20 protein-coding genes are annotated in these 18,135 nt (G+C 66.5%); 16 read left to right on the plus strand and 4 right to left on the minus strand.

Annotation, left to right across the window (positions count from 1 at the left end; translation table 11 throughout):
* Window positions 1-29: 29 nt before the first annotated feature.
* From IGW04_RS07310 to gpmA, 3 genes are read right to left on the minus strand one after another with little or no spacing between them, the layout of a single operon-like run.
* Complete coding sequence (locus IGW04_RS07310) at window positions 30-1,493, minus strand: S41 family peptidase (RefSeq protein ID WP_194712404.1); 1,464 nt, start codon at window positions 1,491-1,493, stop codon at window positions 30-32.
* Between the two features lie 3 nt (window positions 1,494-1,496).
* Window positions 1,497-2,927: a murein hydrolase activator EnvC family protein gene (locus IGW04_RS07315; protein WP_194712405.1), complete on the minus strand. Its 1,431-nt coding sequence runs from the start codon at window positions 2,925-2,927 to the stop codon at window positions 1,497-1,499.
* An 18-nt stretch (window positions 2,928-2,945) separates the two neighbouring features.
* Window positions 2,946-3,692, minus strand: a complete 747-nt coding sequence (gpmA, locus tag IGW04_RS07320; RefSeq protein WP_194712406.1) for a 2,3-diphosphoglycerate-dependent phosphoglycerate mutase — start codon at window positions 3,690-3,692, stop codon at window positions 2,946-2,948.
* 157 nt (window positions 3,693-3,849) lie between these two features.
* Between gpmA and IGW04_RS07325 the strand changes: the two genes are divergently transcribed.
* From IGW04_RS07325 to IGW04_RS07345, 5 genes are read left to right on the plus strand one after another with little or no spacing between them, the layout of a single operon-like run.
* Window positions 3,850-4,251, plus strand: coding sequence for a rhodanese-like domain-containing protein (locus IGW04_RS07325; RefSeq protein ID WP_194712407.1), 402 nt, complete (start codon window positions 3,850-3,852; stop codon window positions 4,249-4,251).
* A gap of 15 nt (window positions 4,252-4,266) precedes the next feature.
* Window positions 4,267-4,530, plus strand: coding sequence for a glutaredoxin 3 (grxC, locus tag IGW04_RS07330; RefSeq protein WP_194712408.1), 264 nt, complete (start codon window positions 4,267-4,269; stop codon window positions 4,528-4,530).
* A 30-nt stretch (window positions 4,531-4,560) separates the two neighbouring features.
* Window positions 4,561-5,070, plus strand: coding sequence for a protein-export chaperone SecB (gene secB / locus IGW04_RS07335; RefSeq protein WP_194712409.1), 510 nt, complete (start codon window positions 4,561-4,563; stop codon window positions 5,068-5,070).
* 8 nt (window positions 5,071-5,078) lie between these two features.
* The gene (locus IGW04_RS07340) at window positions 5,079-5,534 is read left to right on the plus strand and encodes an SH3 domain-containing protein (RefSeq protein WP_194712410.1); all 456 of its coding nucleotides are present in this window, start codon (window positions 5,079-5,081) and stop codon (window positions 5,532-5,534) included.
* 6 nt (window positions 5,535-5,540) lie between these two features.
* Window positions 5,541-6,539: an NAD(P)H-dependent glycerol-3-phosphate dehydrogenase gene (locus tag IGW04_RS07345; RefSeq protein ID WP_194712411.1), complete on the plus strand. Its 999-nt coding sequence runs from the start codon at window positions 5,541-5,543 to the stop codon at window positions 6,537-6,539.
* A 26-nt stretch (window positions 6,540-6,565) separates the two neighbouring features.
* On the opposite strand, the gene IGW04_RS07350 is transcribed toward IGW04_RS07345, so the two are convergent.
* Complete coding sequence (locus tag IGW04_RS07350) at window positions 6,566-6,931, minus strand: cupin domain-containing protein (protein WP_194712412.1); 366 nt, start codon at window positions 6,929-6,931, stop codon at window positions 6,566-6,568.
* Between the two features lie 261 nt (window positions 6,932-7,192).
* Here IGW04_RS07350 and gspG point away from each other — a divergent pair, with 261 nt between their 5' ends.
* From gspG to IGW04_RS07405, 11 genes are all read left to right on the plus strand, one after another.
* Window positions 7,193-7,645 carry a type II secretion system major pseudopilin GspG gene (gene gspG / locus IGW04_RS07355; RefSeq protein ID WP_194712413.1) on the plus strand — a complete coding sequence of 151 codons (453 nt, stop codon included), beginning with the start codon at window positions 7,193-7,195 and terminating at the stop codon, window positions 7,643-7,645.
* Window positions 7,633-8,121 carry a type II secretion system minor pseudopilin GspH gene (gene gspH, locus IGW04_RS07360; RefSeq protein WP_323744826.1) on the plus strand — a complete coding sequence of 163 codons (489 nt, stop codon included), beginning with the start codon at window positions 7,633-7,635 and terminating at the stop codon, window positions 8,119-8,121. The genes gspG and gspH overlap by 13 nt, the downstream gene beginning before the upstream one ends.
* Before the next feature lies 1 nt (window position 8,122).
* Window positions 8,123-8,512 carry a type II secretion system minor pseudopilin GspI gene (gene gspI, locus IGW04_RS07365; protein WP_194712414.1) on the plus strand — a complete coding sequence of 130 codons (390 nt, stop codon included), beginning with the start codon at window positions 8,123-8,125 and terminating at the stop codon, window positions 8,510-8,512.
* Window positions 8,502-9,566 carry a type II secretion system minor pseudopilin GspK gene (gene gspK, locus IGW04_RS07370; protein ID WP_194712415.1) on the plus strand — a complete coding sequence of 355 codons (1,065 nt, stop codon included), beginning with the start codon at window positions 8,502-8,504 and terminating at the stop codon, window positions 9,564-9,566. The genes gspI and gspK overlap by 11 nt, the downstream gene beginning before the upstream one ends.
* Window positions 9,567-9,576: 10 nt before the next feature.
* The gene (gene gspL, locus IGW04_RS07375; RefSeq protein WP_194712416.1) at window positions 9,577-10,851 is read left to right on the plus strand and encodes a type II secretion system protein GspL; all 1,275 of its coding nucleotides are present in this window, start codon (window positions 9,577-9,579) and stop codon (window positions 10,849-10,851) included.
* Window positions 10,852-10,861: 10 nt separating this feature from the next.
* Entirely contained in the window at window positions 10,862-11,383 is a 522-nt protein-coding gene (gene gspM / locus IGW04_RS07380) for a type II secretion system protein GspM (RefSeq protein WP_194712417.1), read from the plus strand.
* Between the two features lie 117 nt (window positions 11,384-11,500).
* The gene (locus tag IGW04_RS07385) at window positions 11,501-12,220 is read left to right on the plus strand and encodes a type II secretion system protein N (protein WP_228526912.1); all 720 of its coding nucleotides are present in this window, start codon (window positions 11,501-11,503) and stop codon (window positions 12,218-12,220) included.
* A complete protein-coding gene (gene gspD / locus IGW04_RS07390; RefSeq protein WP_194712419.1) occupies window positions 12,217-14,580 on the plus strand; it encodes a type II secretion system secretin GspD in 2,364 nt (787 codons plus the stop codon). The genes IGW04_RS07385 and gspD overlap by 4 nt, the downstream gene beginning before the upstream one ends.
* A gap of 21 nt (window positions 14,581-14,601) precedes the next feature.
* Window positions 14,602-16,026, plus strand: a complete 1,425-nt coding sequence (gene gspE / locus IGW04_RS07395) for a type II secretion system ATPase GspE (protein ID WP_194712420.1) — start codon at window positions 14,602-14,604, stop codon at window positions 16,024-16,026.
* Window positions 16,027-16,038: 12 nt separating this feature from the next.
* A complete protein-coding gene (gspF, locus tag IGW04_RS07400) occupies window positions 16,039-17,259 on the plus strand; it encodes a type II secretion system inner membrane protein GspF (protein WP_194712421.1) in 1,221 nt (406 codons plus the stop codon).
* Between the two features lie 31 nt (window positions 17,260-17,290).
* Window positions 17,291-17,881, plus strand: a complete 591-nt coding sequence (locus IGW04_RS07405) for a type II secretion system protein N (RefSeq protein ID WP_194712422.1) — start codon at window positions 17,291-17,293, stop codon at window positions 17,879-17,881.
* Window positions 17,882-18,135: the final 254 nt, after the last annotated feature.

Here is an 18,135-nt window from a genome sequence, read left to right on the forward strand (position 1 = left end):
CGCTGCGGCCCGTGAGGTTGTTGCGGATATTACTTCTTGCTGTCGTTCTTCTTCGGATCTTCCGGGTCGTTGATGCTGGGTTCCTTCTTGCTCTCCACGACCTTGGCCTTGGCGACCTGCACCGGCAGGCCCTTCAGGTGATTGAGCGCCTGCGCCAGCTGGAAGTCGTCCTTGCTGCCGAACTCCAGCGGCTTGCGCTTCTTGTCCAGCGCCGCCAGGCGCTGTTCCTCCTCCAGTTCGTCGACCTTGTTGCGCACCTCGGCTTCCTTGTCCTTGTCATTGGTCAGGTGCTTGGTCAGGTCGGCTTCGCGCAGGCGCAGGCTGTTCAGGCCATCGCCTTCCGGGGTTTCGTCGACCATCAGGTCGGGCACGATGCCGCGGGCCTGGATCGAGCGGCCGTTGGGCGTGTAGTAGCGGGCGGTGGTGAGCTTGACCGCGGTGTCGGCGGAGAGCTGGCGGATGGTCTGCACCGAGCCCTTGCCAAAAGTCTGGCTGCCCATGATGGTGGCGCGCTTGTAGTCCTGCAGTGCGCCGGCCACGATCTCGGACGCCGATGCCGAACCGGAGTTGACCAGCACCACCATCTTCACGTTCTTCACCGCCTCCGGCAGCCTGGACAGCGGATCGCCCAGCGAGCGGGTGCCATAGAATTCGCGCCGGGCATAGAAGGTGGCCTTGGAATCCGGCAGCTGGCCATTGGTCGAGACGATTGCCACGTCCTTGGGCAGGAAGGCGGCGGAGACGCCGATGGCGCCCGGCAGCACGCCGCCCGGATCGTTGCGCAGGTCCAGCACCAGGCCCTTGATGTTGGGGTCCTGGGCATACAGGGCGCTGATCTTCCTGGCCATGTCTTCCACCGTGGGCTCCTGGAACTGCGACACCCGCACCCAGGCATAGCCGGGTTCGATCAGCTTGGACTTGACGCTCTGCACCCGGATTTCCTGGCGCACGATGGTGATCAGCACCGGCTTGTCTTCTTCCTTGCGCGCCACCGTCAGCGTGATCTTGGTGTTGGGCTCGCCGCGCATGCGCTTGACGGCCTCATCCAGCGTCATGCCCTTGACCGGCGTGCTGTCAAGACGGGTGATCAGGTCGCCTGCTTTCAGGCCGGCCTTGTAGGCGGGCGAATCCTCGATCGGCGAGATGACCTTGACATAGCCGTCCTCCATGCCGACCTCGATGCCGAGGCCGACGAACTTGCCCTGGGTGCCTTCACGCAGTTCCTTGAAGGCTTTCTTGTCCAGGTAGGCCGAATGCGGGTCCAGCGATGCCACCATGCCGGAAATGGCCTCGGTCAGCAGCTTCTTGTCTTCGACGTTCTCGACATAATCGGACTTGATCAGGCCGAACACGTCGGCCAGCTGGCGCAGTTCATCGACCGGCAGCGGGGCGCCGGCATTCTTCTGCGCCAGCGCGTCGAATTGCATCGAGCCGACGACGCCGGCAAGCATGCCCAGACCAATAAGACCGAAGTTCTTGAATTTGCTGCTCATGTGTCACCTGGAAGTTACCCAACCGAGAGGATCGAAGGCGCGGCCCTGATGCCGCATCTCAAAGTATAAACCCGATTGTTCGTTGCCGCCGCTATTGCCTGCACTGGCAATGACCTCGCCGGCCCTGACCGCATCGCCCGGCCGCTTCAGCAGCGACTGGTTATTGCCATAGATGCTCATGTACTGGCTGCCGTGGTCGACGATGATCAGGTTGCCGAAACCGCGCAGCCATTCGGCGAACACGACCCGGCCGCCGGCCACTACCTTGACCTCGGCGCCTTCGGCGGCCTTGATGAACAAACCTTTCCAGCTCGGGCCGTCGCCGCGGCCGCCGCCGAAACGTGCCGCGATCTCGCCATGCACCGGCATCGCCATCTGGCCGCGCAGCGCGGGGAAGGAGGCCGGGAAGATGCCGGCCGGAGGCGCCGGAGGCGGGGGCGGCGGCAGTGCACGCTCCCGTTCCCGCTTGTTGGCAGCCAGGTTGGGATTCTCGTCGGCGTCGATCGCATCCGGATTGTTGCCCGGCAGCGGTTTGCCCCTGGGAACATTGTGCGCCTGCTGTTCCCGCTGCCGCCTTGCGGCCGCCTGCTGCTCGCGCAGCTTTTCCTGGCGCGCGCGCTCGGCCGCCGCCGCTGCGAGTTGCTGCTGTCGCCGCTTTTCGGCGGCGATTTCGGCGCGCCGCTGTTCCTCGATCATCTTGGCCAGCTTGTCGACCAGGCCGCCCAGGCGCTGCTCGTCGCGCTGGACGTTGCCGACTTCCTTGCGCTGCTCGCCCAGCTTGTTCGACAGCTGCGCCACCAGCGTGGCGCGCTTGGCCTTTTCCCGCTCCAGCAGGGCTTTCTGGTCGCGCTGCTCGAGCGCGATTTCATCCAGTTCTTCCTTCGCGTCCTGGGTGTCGGCCTTGTTCTTTTCCACCGCCGCCACGTCGGCGCGTAGCGATTCGATCAGCCTGGCCTGCGCCTGCGACACATAGCCCAGGTATTGCAGGTCGCGGTTGATGCGGTTCGGATTGTCGCCCGACAGCAGCAGCTTGATGCGGTCTTCGCCGCCGGCCATGTGCTGCTGGCGCAAAAGCCGTGACAGCCGCGCCTTCTGGGCGTCGACTTCCTTCGTCAGCTGCGCCAGTTCCTTCTGCAGGCGGGCGATGCGGCCGGCCGTGTCCTTCTGCTCGCGGGCAAGGTCGTACAGGGCCCGGTTGGCGTCGGAGATCGCCGCTTCGGATTCAGCCAGCGCATCGGCCGCATCTTCCTTGGCGCTCTCGGTGCGGGTGATGTCGCGCTTCAATGCCGTCAGCTTCTGCTGCAGCACGGCGCGTTCGGCCTCGGCGGCCTGTTTCTGCCGGGTGCGCTCGGTCAGCTTGGCGGCGCCGCCCGGGCCGGCCGCCAACAGCAGCGCCAGGCCCAGCGCTGCGCCGCGCCATCGTTGAACAGTCACTTATTGTCTCGGGAAGGATTACTTGGCCTTGCCCTGGCTGGCGACCGCCTGCATTGCCGCGGCAATCGCGTCGGCGTCGCCGAGGTAGTAGCTGCGGATCGGTTTGAGGTCGGCATCGAGCTCGTACACCAGCGGCTGGCCGTTCGGCACGTTCAGGCCGACGATGTCGGCGTCGCTGATGCCATCGAGCATCTTGATCAGCGCGCGCAGGCTGTTGCCGTGGGCCGAGATGATGATGCGCTTGCCTGCCTTGATGGCCGGCGCGATTTCCTCGTCCCATGCCGGCATCACGCGCGCCACGGTGTCCTTCAGGCATTCGGTCAGCGGGATCTGCTCGCGCTCCAGGCCGGCGTAGCGCGGGTCGTTGTAGGAAGCGCGCGGATCGCTGGCGTCGAGCGGATTGGGCGGCGTGTCATAGCTGCGGCGCCATACCAGCACCTGCTGGTCGCCGTACTTGGCGGCGGTCTCGGCCTTGTCCAGCCCCTGCAGCGCGCCGTAGTGGCGCTCGTTCAGGCGCCAGTCGTTCTTCACCGGCAGCCACATCAAATCCATTTCGTCGAGCGTGATCCACAAAGTGCGGATGGCGCGCTTCAGGACCGAGGTATAGGCGAGGTCGAAGGACAGGCCGGCATCCTTGAGCAGCTTGCCGGCGTGACGCGCTTCGGCCGCGCCTTTCTCGGTCAGGTCGACATCGGTCCAGCCGGTGAAACGGTTTTCCAGATTCCAGGTGGATTCGCCGTGGCGCATCAATACGATTTTGTACATGGGGCTTCTATGGTCTATGGGGAAATCGGGGGCAAATGCGGACAAATGCAGGTTTTGAATTGTAAACCGACTTCTATTTTATAATGTCGCGCTCTTTTGGCTGTTCCATCCCAATCCAACCGGTTTCCTCCCGATTCCACCTACTGACGGCACGCTTGTGAAATTCTTCATCGACAATATCTGGCTGATCGCGCTGGCCCTGTTATCCGGCGGCGCGCTCTTTCTGCCCACCCTGCAGCGCGGCGGCGCGCGCGTCTCGCTGCTGCAGGCCACCCAAATGCTGAACCAGGGCAAGGGCGTGATCCTGGACATCCGCGACCAGGATGAATTCGCCGCCGGCCATATCCGCGACGCCCGCCACATCCCGCTGAAGGATTTGAAGTCGCGCATCAGCGAACTGGACAAGTTCAAATCGAAATCCGTAATCGTTGTATGCTCCTCCGGTGCGCAGTCGGCCCGCGCGGCCAGCCAGTTGAAGAGCGCCGGCTTTTCCGAAGTCTACAGTCTCGATGGCGGCCTGGCCGCGTGGCGGGCACAGGGCCTGCCGACCGCGAAATAATCAAGGAACAACATCATGACAGCGCATGTTCTCATGTACAGCACCGGCGTCTGCCCTTATTGCGTGATGGCGGAACGCCTCCTGAAAGCCAAGGGCGTCGACGAGATCGAAAAGGTCCGCATCGACCTCGATCCGGAACAACGAAACCACATGATGCAGAAAACCGGCCGTCGCACCGTGCCGCAGATCTACATCGGCGACACCCATGTCGGCGGCTTCGACGACCTGTCCGCGCTCGACCGCGCCGGCAAGCTCGAACCGCTACTGCGCGGCGAATAAGCAACCACCTTCATACACAGAAAGAAGTCCATGTCCGACGAAAACCTGCAACCCGTATTCCAGATCCAGCGTGTCTACCTGAAGGATGTCTCCCTCGAGCAGCCGAATTCCCCGACCATCTTCCTCGAGCAGGAAGCGCCGAACATGGAAGTGGCGGTCGACGTCGGCGCCGAGCCGCTGGCCGATGGCATCTTCGAGTCCACCGTCACCATCACCGTGACCGCCAAGATCAAGGACAAGGTTGCCTTCCTGGTCGAATGCAAGCAGGCCGGCATCTTCGAGGCCCGCAACATCCCGGCCGAGCAGCTCGACCCGCTGCTGGGCATCGGTTGCCCGAACATCGTGTACCCATACCTGCGCGCCAACATCGCCGACCTGATCACCCGGGCCGGCTTCCCGCCGGTGCACCTGTCGGAAATCAATTTCGAGCTGTTCTACCAGCAGCGCCTGCAGGCGCTGGCCGAGCAGCAGGGTCAGCAGGGTCAGCAGGCGGGCGGCGCCGGCATCGTGATGCCGGACGGTTCGCAGGCCAAGCACTGAGCACTGCAATGAATCGCCGTATTGCCTGCGCCGCTGCCCTGGCTGCCCTGGCCGCCACGCTGGCGGCGCCAGCGGCGCGCGCGGCCGAGTTCAAGTCGGTGGGCGCCGCGCCCGCCATCCTGTACGACGCGCCATCCGAACGCGGCCGCAAGATGTTCGTCGCGCCGCGCGGCATGCCGGTGGAAGTCGTGCTGAGCTATGGCGAGTGGACCAAGGTGCGCGATGTCGCCGGCGACCTGTCCTGGATCGAAGCCAAGGCGCTGGACAGCCGGCGCCACGTGGTGGTCAGCGTGCCCGGCGCCAGGGTCCGCGCCAGCGCCGATGAGGCCGGCGCGGTAGTGTTTACGGCCGACAAGGGCGTGCTGCTGGAACTGGCCGAGCCGATTTCGTCGGGCTGGGTCAAGGTGCGCCATCGCGACGGCCAGGGCGGCTATATCCGCGCCGCCGACATCTGGGGCGACTGAGTCAGCGTGAAGATCACGGTATTGGGCGCTGGCGCCTGGGGCACCGCGCTGGCATTGTCGCTGGCGGCGCGCCATGACGTGCTGCTGTGGGGACGCAACCGGGAAGCCATCGGCCGCATGGCCGCCGCGCGCGAGAACCACGATTATCTTCCCGGTTTTGCGCTGCCGCCGCAGCTGCGGCTTTCCAGCGATCTGCCGGAGGCGCTGGCCCATGTGGCCGCGCCCGATGCGCTGCTGGTCGTCGCCACCTCGGTGGCCGGCCTGCGGCCGCTGGCCATTCAGCTCCAGGCTTGCGCCATCCCGAATATCGTCTGGCTGTGCAAGGGTTTCGAGGAGGAGACCCGGCTGCTGCCGCACCAGGTGGTACGGGAGGTGCTGGGCGCGGATCTGCCGGCCGCGGCGCTGTCCGGGCCTTCCTTTGCCCAGGAAGTCGCGCAAGGCCTGCCGTGCGCGCTGACGGTGGCGTCGGCCAACGCCGACCTGTGCGAACGGGTGGTGGCGGCGCTGCACGGCGGCGCCATCCGGGTGTATTCCACCGACGACGTGGTCGGCGTGGAAGTCGGCGGCGCAGTCAAGAACATCCTGGCGATCGCCACCGGCGTGGTCGACGGCCTGGGCCTGGGCCTGAATGCGCGCGCCGCGCTGATCACCCGCGGGCTGGTGGAAATCTCAAGGCTGGGCGTGGCGCTCGGCGGCCGTCCCGAAACCTTCATGGGCTTGACCGGCATGGGCGACCTGATACTCACCTGCACCGGCGACCTGTCGCGCAACCGCCGTGTCGGCCTCGGCCTGGCGCAGGGCAAGCCGCTGGACGTCATCGTGGCTGAACTGGGCCATGTGGCCGAAGGCGTGCGCTGCGCCCGGGCGGTGCGGGAGCTGGCGGCGCAGCACGGCGTGAAGATGCCGATCGCCAGCGCGGTGGCCGGCGTGCTGTTCGACGGCGATGCGCCGGATGCGATGGTGGCCCGCCTGATGGCGCGCGACCCGCAGCCGGAGCAGGGCTGAGCGGCGCTGCTCCGGCCGAAAGCGCTCTACGGCTTGCTGCCGGACGGGCCGCCGGTATTGACCGGCCGGTTCAGCAGCACCGTCATCAGCACCGAGGCGTTTTCCCTGGCATGCAGCGCATGCGGCACCTTGGGCGCAAGATAGACCATCTGGCCAGGACGCATTGTCTGCCGCTTGCCGTGGGCTTCCAGTTCGATGCTGCCTTCCAGGCATTGCAGCGTCACATCGCCTTCCACCCAGTGTTCGGCCATCGACTTGCCCGCCTGCAGCACCAGGCGCATCAGTTCCAGGTGCTCGGTTTTCAGGAATGCGGTGGAGACCGCGCTTTCCAGTTGATCGCCCAACGGCGCGATGTTGATCAAATCGCCAGAGGCGGCATGGGGCAGGGACATAAACGTTCTCCCAAAGCAAAATCCCTAGCCTACATTGCTGTCCGCGGATGGCATTGCGCATGATCGAGTCGTTTTGAACTAGCAGCGGCACTTTGCTACCACTATTGCTGTCAGAGAAGATGCAAGAAAGAATGATTGCCTGTGCTCGCAGCTGCGGCAATTGTTACTGTTCTATTTCTTTATGTCATTTTCTTGTTTTCTCTGCATGCCGCCCCGGTACTGCCCTTATACTTTCATTTCTCCTCACCCGTAACCGAATCCATGCTCAAGTCTTCTGCTTCTGTTTCCCGGCGCGCACTGGCGCGCGGCTTCACCCTGATCGAAATCATGGTGGTGGTCGTCATCATGGGCATCCTGGCCGCGCTGGTGGTGCCCAAGCTGATGGGCCGCACCGACGATGCCCGCATCATGGCGGCGCGCCAGGACATTTCGACGCTGATGCAATCGCTCAAGCTGTACCGGCTAGACAATCAGCGTTATCCGACTACCGAACAGGGACTGCAGGCGCTGGTCACCAAGCCCACCAGCGGCCCGGCCGCCAACGGCTGGAAGCAGGGCGGCTACATCGACAAGCTGCCCAAGGACCCCTGGGGCAATCCCTACCAGTACCTTTCCCCCGGCCTGCGCGGCGAAGTCGACGTGTTCTCGCTGGGCGCGGATGGCCAGCCAGGCGGCACCGGCAACGATGCCGACATCGGGTCGTGGGATCTCTGACCTTCCACCGGGCCAGCCGCGCGCAGCGCGGCTTCACACTGCTTGAATTGCTGGTGGTGCTGGTCATTGCCGGCATTACGCTGGGCATCGTGTCCTTCAATGCCATGCCCGGCCCGCAGCAAAACCTGAAAGACGACGCACAGCGCATCGCGCTGCTGCTGCAGCTTGCGCGCGACGAAGCCATCGTGCGCGACCGCCCGATCGCCTTCGAGGCCGACGGCGAAGGCTACCGCTTCCTGCAGCGCGAGGAAAAAACCTGGCAGCCGCTGCGCGCGGACGACATGCTGCGCCCGCGCCAGTTCAAGCGCGCGCCGGTCACCCTGCTGGTGTTCCCGCCGCCGGATGGCAATGCCGGTCCGCTGCGCATCGTGTTCGGCCGCGAGCCGGTGCAGCAGCCCTTCGTGCTGACGCTGGCGCTGGCCGATACCAGCGTGGCCATCCGCGCCGATGGCATCGGCCATTTTACCGTTGACTGAGATGCCTGCCCCGACCACAGCGCTTCTGCGCCATGCCGGCTTCACCCTGCTGGAAGTGCTGGTGGCGCTGGCCATCGTCGGCACCGCGCTGGGCGCAAGCCTGCGCGCGGTCGGCAGCCTGACCCAGAACAGCAACGACCTGCGGGCGTCGCTGATGGCGACCTGGTCGGCGGAGAACCGGCTGTCGCAGATCCGCATGGCCAAGGAGTGGCCGCCGCTGGGCAACCGCAGCTTCGAGTGTCCGCAGGGCGAGCTGGCGCTGGTTTGCCAGGAAAGCGTGTTCGCCACGCCCAATCCGGCGTTCCGCCGGGTGGAAGTGAGCGTGGTCGATGCCGCCAGCCCCGAGCGGCGCATCATCAAGCTGACCCAGGTGGTGCCCAATGGCCTGTAGACGACATCACTATCGGCAGCGCGGCGTTGCGGTGGTGACGGCGCTGCTGCTGACCACGCTGGCCGTGACCATCGTGGCCAGCCTGTTCTGGCAGCAGCAGGTGCAGGTGCGCTCGATCGAGAACCAGCGCCTGCAGCTGCAGAAGCAATGGATACTGCGCGGCGCGCTCGACTGGGCGCGCCTGATCCTGCGGGAAAACGCCCGCCTTTCCAACTACGATTCGCTCGACCAGCCGTGGGCGGTGCCGCTGCTCGATACCCGGCTGGACCAGTATGTGGAAAACAACCGCGCCGATACCGAGAGCAGCGACGCCACGCTGTCGGGCCAGATGGTCGATGCGCAGTCGCTGTACAACCTGACCAACCTGGCGCCGAACGGCCAGATCGTCGAAAAGGAAGTGAAGATCTTCGCCCGCCTGCTGGCCAGCCAGCGGCTCAACCCGTCGCTGGCGCAGGATACGGCGGCGATGGTGGCGGCCAGCGTGCCCAGGCAGCCGCTGCCTGCAGCCAGCGCGGCCGGGGCTGGGCAGGATATCGACCCTCTGACCGGGTTGCCGCGCGCCAACGCCAATACCAATGCCAATGCCGGCGCCGCTGGCAACCAGGGCACGGCAACGGTTACCGTCGGCAGCCAGCGCCTGATGCCGATGACCCAGGTGGAGGACCTGCTGGCCATACCCGGCTTCACGCCCGAAGCGGTGGAGAAGCTGCGCAATCTGGTAATCTTCCTGCCGCAGGGGGGAACTAGTCTGAATATCAACACCGCTCCAGTGGAGGTTCTGGCAGCGGTGATCGAAAATATATCGACGTCGGACGCGGCGGTGATCGTGGCAACCAGAACCACCGCCAGCTTTCGCAGCAAGGAGACGATTGCGAACCAGTTGCCGGGCATACCGACGGTCGGTTCCAGTAATCTGGATGTCTATTCAAACTATTTTCTGGTCAATGGTCGGGTAAAGCTGAACCGGGCTGCATTGCAGATCCAGGCGCTGATGAAGCGCAACGGTCGTGGCCCGTCTGCGAAAACCCAGCTGGTATGGATACGCGAAAACTAGAAGGAAGTCCTTGAGCACACTGTATCTACGCCTGCCGTCCAAGGCAGCTTTCGACAGCACCGCCCAGTGGGAAGTGCTGGACTGCCCGTATGCGCTGGCAGCGCCGTCCGGCCTTCTGGAGCAGGAGGGCGTCGCTGCCCTGTCGCAGGTGTCGGCGCTGGTGGCGCGCGCGCAGCGCGTGGTGCTGCTGGTGGCGGCCAGCGACGTCACCATGCTGCGGGTGCAGATGCCGCCGATGTCGGCGGCGCGCCAGCGGGCCGCGCTGCCCAACCTGGTGGAAGACCAGCTGATCACCGATCCGGCCGAATGCATCGTCATCGGCGGCGCGCTGGCCGACGGCTTGCGCACGGTGGCGGTGGTGCAGCGCGCCTGGCTGGAACTGATGACGCGCACCGTGCTCGGTTCCGGCATGGCGCGCATTTCGGCGCTGCCGGCCCAGCTGTGCGTGCCGCATGCGGCCGACGCCGTGCAGGGCGTGGTGCTGGAGCAGGACGCCGACATCGAACTGACGCTGCGCCTGTCGGCGCAGGATGGCATGGGCGTGGCGATCCTGCCCGAGCATCCGGCCAGCGCGGCGCGCGAGGCGGTCGACGCGGCGCTGGCGATGGCGCACGGCCAACCGCTGCTGCTGCGGGTGCCGCGCGAGCGGGTGCCGGCTTACCAGCAGGCGGCGGCGGAATTGGGCGCGGCCGAACTGGCCACGGTGCAGGCCGACAGCTGGCAGCAGTGGATCGCCGGCGCCGGCGGCGCCGACATCGACCTGGCGATCGGCCTGGGCGCCTCGGCCCGGCCCAAGCTGAACTGGAAGCCGTGGCGGCTGCCGCTGGCGCTGGCGGTGCTGCTGCTGGCGGTGAACCTGGTGCCGCTGAACCTGGAATGGATACGGCTGAAACGGGAATACGACGGCCTGCGCGCTTCGATGACGCAGATCTACAAGGCAGCGTTTCCGAACGAGACCGTGATCGTCGATCCGCTGGCCCAGACCCGGCAGAAGGTGGCCGCCGGCCGCCGCAATGCCGGCCAGGGCGCGCCGGACGATTTCGGCGCGCTGGCCGCCGCCTTCGGCGAGGCGTGGCAGAGCGCCGCGACGCGCACGCCGGGCGGCGCGCCGCCGACGCTGGCCGGGCTGGAATACCGCGAGCGCAGCCTGTTCGTCCGCCTCAAGCCCGAGGCGCAGGTGCCGTTCGATGCGGTCAGCGCGGCGCTGGCGCGGCGCAATCTGTCCCTGACCGCCGCGCCGGAGCAGGCCGGCGTGGTGATGTGGCAAGTCAAGACCGGAAAATGAGGCAGCGCAGATGAGTCTGAAGACAAGCATGACCGAAGCGAGCCAGGCCGCTTCCCGTTTCTGGGCCGAGCGCAACCTGCGCGAGCAGCGCATCCTGCTGGCCGGCATGGCCGCGATCGTGGCCGCACTGGTCTACCTGCTGCTGGTCTCCCCGGCGCAGGAAGGCATTGCGCGCTACCAGCGCAGCCTGCCGGAAATGCGCCAGCAGGTGGCGCAACTGCAGGCCCTCACCCAGGAGGCGGTGATGCTGCCGCAGGGCGACGCCGCCGCGGCGCCGTCCGCCGTGCCGCTGAGCCGCGAAACGCTGGAGGCTGCGCTGCAGCGGCGCGGGCTGAAAGCCGAAAACACCTCGGTTGCCGGCGAGATCGTGCGCCTGCAGCTTGCGGGCGCCTCGTTCAGCGCGCTCAACGAATGGCTCAACGAGGCGCGCGCCGCGTTCCAGCTGACGGTGACCGAGGCCAACATCACCGCCCAGCCGACGCCGGACATCGTCAATGCCAGCCTGACCTTGCGCCAGCAAAAGGCGCAATAAGCGAGAGACAGTGTCCATGCCGTCAGATAATGAAAACCGGAAATCGCACAAAAAGGCGGGAAATTGCTGAGGGCCGTGGTATGGTTGCTTTCGGCAACATTCGCTATCCTCTTGACTATGCTGGCTTTTTTGCCCGCGGCCTGGATGTCGGTGTTGCTGGAGCGGCAAACCGGCGGCAGGTTCTCGCTGGGCGATGCGCAGGGGACGTTGTGGCAGGGATCGGCCTTTCTGGGCGGCGCGCCTGGCGCCGACGCTGCGGTGACGCCGCTGCTGCCGGGCCGCTTCGCGTGGCGGCTGTCGCCGCTGGTCGTGCTGGGAACGGTGGATGCCGAACTGAGCAATCCGGCGGCGCTGTCGAAACCGGTGAAGATTACCGGCGGCTGGACCGCCTGGACCATCAGTGCGGCGGCCATCAGCCTGCCGGCCGAACGCCTGACGGCGCTCGGCGCACCGCTCAACACGCTGCAGCCGTCAGGACGCATGACGCTGGACTGGCAGCAGCTGCAGATTGCGCGGCAGGGCCAGCAACTGGCAATGACCGGCACAATGCGCCTGACGCTCGACGATATTGCATCCCGGCTGTCGCCGATCAAGCCGCTGGGCGCTTACCGAATGACACTGGAATGGCGCGGCCAGCAGGCGCAATTGCAGCTGAGCTCGCTGCACGGTCCGCTGCTGCTGAGCGGCGCCGGCCGGCTTGACCGCGGCAGGATGCAGTTTTCCGGCAGGGCCGAGGCGGAGCCGGGGCAAGAGCAAAGACTGGCGAATCTGTTGAATCTGCTGGGACAACGTCGTACCCAAGGCGGCAAGGATTACATCTCACTCGAATTCAAATGAAAAAACTTTTCCCACTGGCAAAATGCCTGCCGACCAAGGCAACCTGGCGCCGCGCTGGCGCCGCCACTCTCGTGATGAGCCTGCTGGCCGGCATGGCGCCGGCGCGGGCGCAGGACCCGTCGCGCAACGAGGCGGTGCTCAATTTCGTCGGCGCCGACATCGAGTCCGTGGTCAAGGCGGTCGGGCACTACACCGGCACCAATTTCCTGATCGATCCGCGGGTCAAGGGCACGATCAGCCTGATTTCCGAAAAGCCGGTAACCAAGGCGCAGGCGATGCAGCTGCTCAGTTCGGCGCTTCGCCTGCAGGGCTATACGGTCGTGGCCAGCGGCCCCTTCACCAAGGTGGTGCCGGAAGCCGATGCCAAGCTGCAGGCCGGCCCGATCCAGACCACGCCCGGCCGCGGCGGCGACGGCGCGGTGCGCGGCGACCAGATCGCCACCCAGGTCTTCAAGCTCAACTATGAATCGGCGGTGAACATGGTGCCGGTGCTGCGGCCGCTGATCTCGCCCAACAACACCATCAATGCCAATCCCGGCACCAACAGCCTGGTCATCACCGACTATGCCGACAACCTGCGCCGGCTGGGCCGCATCATCGCCTCGCTGGACATGCCGGCCGCGGCAGATCTTGACGTGCTGCCGATCCGGCATGCGGTCGCGACCGACATCGCCACCATGGTCAACCGGCTGCTCGATGGCGGCAGCGCCGGCGGCCAGCCGGGCGGACAGGGCGTCGCCGGCGGCAGCGACCGCACCAGCCTGCTGGCGGACAGCCGCACCAACTCGGTTATCATCCGGGCGCCGTCCGAGGCCCGCGCCCGGCTGGCGCGCTCCCTGGTCGACAAGCTCGACCAGCCCACCGCGATGCCCGGCAACGTGCATGTGATCTACCTGAAAAACGCCGAAGCCACCAAGCTGGCGCTGACCCTGCGCGCAGTGGTGGCCTCGGACCCGTCGGCGTCCGGCCTGCAGACCGGCAACACCGGCGGCGCGTCCACGCCCAGCAACCCGGCCCTCACCAACACCAGCGGCGCCGGCCTCGGCCAGACCGGCGGCGGCGGCCTGGGACAGGCCGGACTGGGCCAGGGCGGCATGGGCTTTGGCCAGTCCGGCCAGGGCCAGGGCAGCGGCCCGCTGCCCACCGGCGGCCCGGGCGGCTTCATCCAGGCCGACCCCGCCACCAATTCCCTGATCATCACTGCCAGCGAGGCGGTGTACCGCAACCTGCGCAGCGTGGTCGACCAGCTCGACGCCCGCCGCGCCCAGGTCTACATCGAATCGCTGATCGTCGAGGTCACCGCCAAGCGCGCCGCCGAATTCGGCATCCAGTGGGCTGGCCTGTCCGGCAACGGCGACAGCGCCTACCGGGTTGGCACCATTACCGGTTTTTCCAGCGGCGGCAACAACCTGATCACCCAGGCGGCGGCGCGCCTGGCCGGCACCACCACCGGCGCCACGACGGCGGTGCAGCCCCCGGGCAACGGCCTGAACCTCGGCGTGTTCCGTCAGGTGGCCGGCCAGCTGACGCTGGGCCTGATTGCCCGCGCGCTGGAGACCGAGGGCAATGCCAACATCCTGTCCATGCCCAACCTGATCACGCTGGACAACGAGGAAGCCCGCATCATCGTCGGCCAGAACGTGCCCTTCGTCACCGGCCAGTACACCACCGCCGCGTCCGGCGGCGCGGCCGGCGTGAACCCGTTCCAGACCGTGGAGCGCAAGGACATCGGCCTGTCGCTGGTGGTCAAGCCGCAGGTCTCGGAGGGCGGCACGGTGAAGATGGCGATCTACCAGGAAACCTCGGCCATCGACGAAACCAAGAACAATGTCTCGGGTCTGATCACCACCAAGCGGGCGATCCAGACCAATGTGCTGGTCGACAATGGCGAGATCATCGTACTGGGCGGCCTGATCGACGACCGCAACAGCAATGGCACGGAAAAGGTGCCTGGACTGGGCGACATTCCCGTGGTCGGCAACCTGTTCAAGTACCAGAACACCAGCCGCGAAAAGACCAACCTGATGGTGTTCCTGCGCCCGACCCTGATCCGCAGCGCCGATCAGAACCTGAACGTGGCAAGCGACCGCTACGAATACATCCGTGGCCAGCAGCTGCAGACCAAGCAGCCCGACTCGCCGGTGCTGCCCAACGTCGGCAGGCCGATCGTGCCGGTGATGGAAAACGGCCGCCTGAAGGATGGCGACCTGCTGAACCTGCCGCCGGGCGCCAATGGCATACCGCCGCGCAATCCGCTGCAGCCAAGCCTGCCGCCCGAGACGCAGCCCATGCCCGTTCAACCCGCGCTGCCGCCGCAACCGCCGGCGCCGCAACCAGGCCTGCCGCAGTTCACCCAGTAAGCGGCGGCAAAGAGAGAAATCATGGAAGCCCGACTGTTACCGTATGCCTTCGCCCGCGACCATGCCGTGCTTGCGCAGCGCGGCCCCACGCCCGATACCGGCGTCGAGGTCTGGGTGTCGGATGCCACCGCGCCCCGCGCCATCGCCGAGGTCAGCCGCCGTTTCGGCCGCATCCGCTTGAAGCGCATGGACCGCGAAACGCTCGATGCCGCCATCGCCCGCGCCTATGCCGGCGCCGGCAACGACGCTGCCCAGGTGATCGACGAATACGAGTCCGACCTCGACCTGGCCAAGATGATGCAGGACATGCCGGCCGTGGAAGACCTGCTGGAATCGGCCGACGACGCGCCGGTGATCCGCATGATCAATGCGCTGCTGACGCAGTCGCTGCGGGAAGGCGCCTCCGACATCCATATCGAGCCCTTCGAGCAGATCTCGGTGGTGCGCTTTCGCATCGACGGCGCGCTGCGCGACATCGTGCGGCCCAAGAAGGCGATCCATGCCTCGATGATTTCCCGCATCAAGATCATGGCCCAGCTCGACATCGCCGAGAAACGGCTGCCGCAGGACGGCCGCATCACGCTGCGGGTGGGCGGCAAGCCGGTCGACGTGCGCGTCTCGACGCTGCCCACCGGCCACGGCGAGCGCGCCGTGCTGCGTCTGCTGGACAAGGAAGCCGGCCGGCTGGACCTGCAGAGCCTGGGCATGGACGACCATACCCTGAAGGAATTCGACCACCTGATCGCCCAGCCGCACGGCATCGTGCTGGTGACCGGCCCGACCGGTTCCGGCAAGACCACCACGCTGTATGCCGCGCTGTCGCGCCTGAACGCCGCCAGCACCAACATCCTGACGGTGGAAGACCCGATCGAGTATGAACTGGCCGGCGTCGGCCAGACCCAGGTCAATGCCCGCATCGACATGACCTTCGCCAAGGCCCTGCGCGCCATCCTGCGCCAGGACCCGGACGTGATCATGATCGGCGAGATCCGCGACCTGGAAACCGCGCAGATCGCGGTGCAGGCCTCCCTCACCGGCCACCTGGTGCTGGCGACCCTGCACACCAACGATTCCGCCGCCGCCGTCACCCGCCTGCTGGACATGGGCATCGAGCCCTTCCTGCTGTCGTCCTCGCTGCTGGGCGTGGTGGCGCAGCGCCTGGTCAGGAAGCTGTGCCCGCACTGCCGGCGCCATGACGGCACGCTGTGGCATGCGGTGGGCTGCGACAAGTGCGGCATGACCGGCTATCAGGGCCGGGTCGGCGTCTATGAACTGCTGCAGACCACCGACCAGATCCGTTCCCAGATCCATGACCGCGCCGCCGAGGCCGACATCCGCGCCACCGCCCAGCGCGACGGCATGCGCACCATGCGCGAGGATGGCGAACGCTGGCTGGCCGACGGCACCACGACGCAGGCCGAACTGCTGCGCGTGACCAAGGATTAAAGAGGAAAGCCCGTGCCCGCATTCCGCTATGAAGCCGTCGACACGCTGGGCGCCACCCGCAAGGGCGTGCTCAATGCCGACAGCGCCCGCGCCGCCCGCTCCGACCTGCGCACCCAGGGCCTGGTGCCTATCGTGGTCGACGCGATCGCCTCGCAGGTCGACGAGAGCGGCCAGGGGCGCCGGCGCGGCCTCGGCGACCGGCTCTCGACGGTCGAGCTGTCGCTATTCACCCGCCAGCTGGCCAGCTTGCTGGAAGCCAGCCTGCCGCTGGAGCAGGCCTTCACCGCCCTCTTGGAACAGGCCGAGCGCACCTATGTGCGCGACCTGATCGCATCGATCCGCTCGGAAATCATGGGCGGCGCGTCGCTCTCCGACGCGCTGGGCCAGCATCCGCGCGACTTCGCCGACATCTACCGCGCGCTGGTGGCCTCCGGCGAGCAGATCGGCCAGCTGGCCAAGGTGCTGTCGCGCCTGGCCGATTACATCGAGCGCCGCAACTCGCTGGTGCAGAAGGTGCGGCTGGCCTTTACCTATCCGGCCATCGTCACCGTGGTGGCGTTCGCCATCGTGATCTTCCTGCTGACCTACGTGGTGCCGCAGATCGTCTCGGTGTTCGCCAATACCAAGCAGAAGCTGCCGCTCCTGACCGTGGTGATGCTGGCCATTTCGGATTTCGTGCGCCATTACGGCCTGATCGTGGCGGGCGTGGTGGTGGCGCTGTTCTGGACCTGGCGCCGGGCGCTGAAGAACCCGGTCATCAAGATGCGCTGGCATCGCTGGCTGCTGACAGCGCCCATGTACGGCAAGTTCGAGAGAAGCCTGAACACCGCGCGCTTTGCCAGCACGCTGGCCATCACCACCGGTTCCGGCGTGCCCATACTGCGCGCGCTGCAGACCAGCCGCGACACCTTGTCCAACGTGGCGATGCGGGCCCAGGTCGAGGAAGCGGCCACCAGCGTGCGCGAAGGCGTGGGCCTGGCGCGGGCGCTGTCGGCGCACAAGCATTTTCCGCCGATGCTGATCCACATGATCCGCGCCGGCGAAGTCACCGGCGAGCTGCCGGCCATGCTGGACCGCGCCGCCAATGCCCAGGAGCAGGATCTGGAACGGCGCGCGCTGACCATTGCCGGCCTGCTGGAGCCGGCGCTGATTCTCGCCATGGGCGTGGTGGTGCTGCTGATCGTGCTGGCGGTGCTGATGCCGATTATTGAAATCAACCAGCTGGTGCGCTGATGTCGGAAGCCGCACAGATAAGGGAAGTCGAATGAAACGCTGGCCGCTGCTTACCAGTTTCGTGCTGTTCATTGCGCTCTGCGTGTCCGCCACCTATTGGGGCATGCAGCTGCTGAAACCGCCGGCGCGGCCGGTCGCCGCGCCGCCGCCGGCGGTGCAGGCGCCGCCCGACCCGCGCGCCGCCGCCGTGCTGTTCGGCGGCCGCCAGGGCCCGGTGGCGGTCGCCACCAATTACCAGTTGCGCGGCGTGGTGTCGTCCGGCACCAGCGGCGAGAGCGTGGCGATCCTGTCGGCCGACGGCAAGCCGCCCGAGGCGGTGCGCGCCAACCGCGAATTCCAGCCCGGCGTGGTGATCAAGGAAGTGCATCCGCGCTATGTGCTGCTGCAGGAAAACGGCGTGATGAAACGGGTCGAGCTGCTGGACGAGGCAAAAGGCGGCATGATGGCTGATACCGGCAGCCGCCCGCCCGTCACCAGAGCCGTGCCGCCGCCGCCCGGCATGCAGCAGCCTCAGATGCAGCCGCAATCCGCGCCAATGCCGCCGCCCCAGGTCCAGGCAGTGCCGGAGGGCGCAGCGCCCATGCAGGGTTTTGGCAGCCCCATGGGCAACATGCCGCGTTGACCCGGCACCGGCGGCTTTTGCCGCTGTCTTTGTTGTCATCGTTGCTGCAGGGATCTGCATCGAGCCTGGCCTGTCACGACCGTGCTCGACGGCGGACCTGAACGGTATCGACCTCGGCAGCGACTGCATGCCAGTGCATGACCTGCCCGCCCGCCAGGTTTTCGGCTGGCCTATTTCCCCGTGTTAAGTCAACACGACTTCGCGCAAACAAGCATCAAAACAACCGGGGCACGTCCTTCGGAGCCACGACCGAC

Source organism: Noviherbaspirillum soli, from assembly GCF_015352955.1.
Lineage (GTDB): Bacteria > Pseudomonadota > Gammaproteobacteria > Burkholderiales > Burkholderiaceae_D > Noviherbaspirillum_A > Noviherbaspirillum_A soli.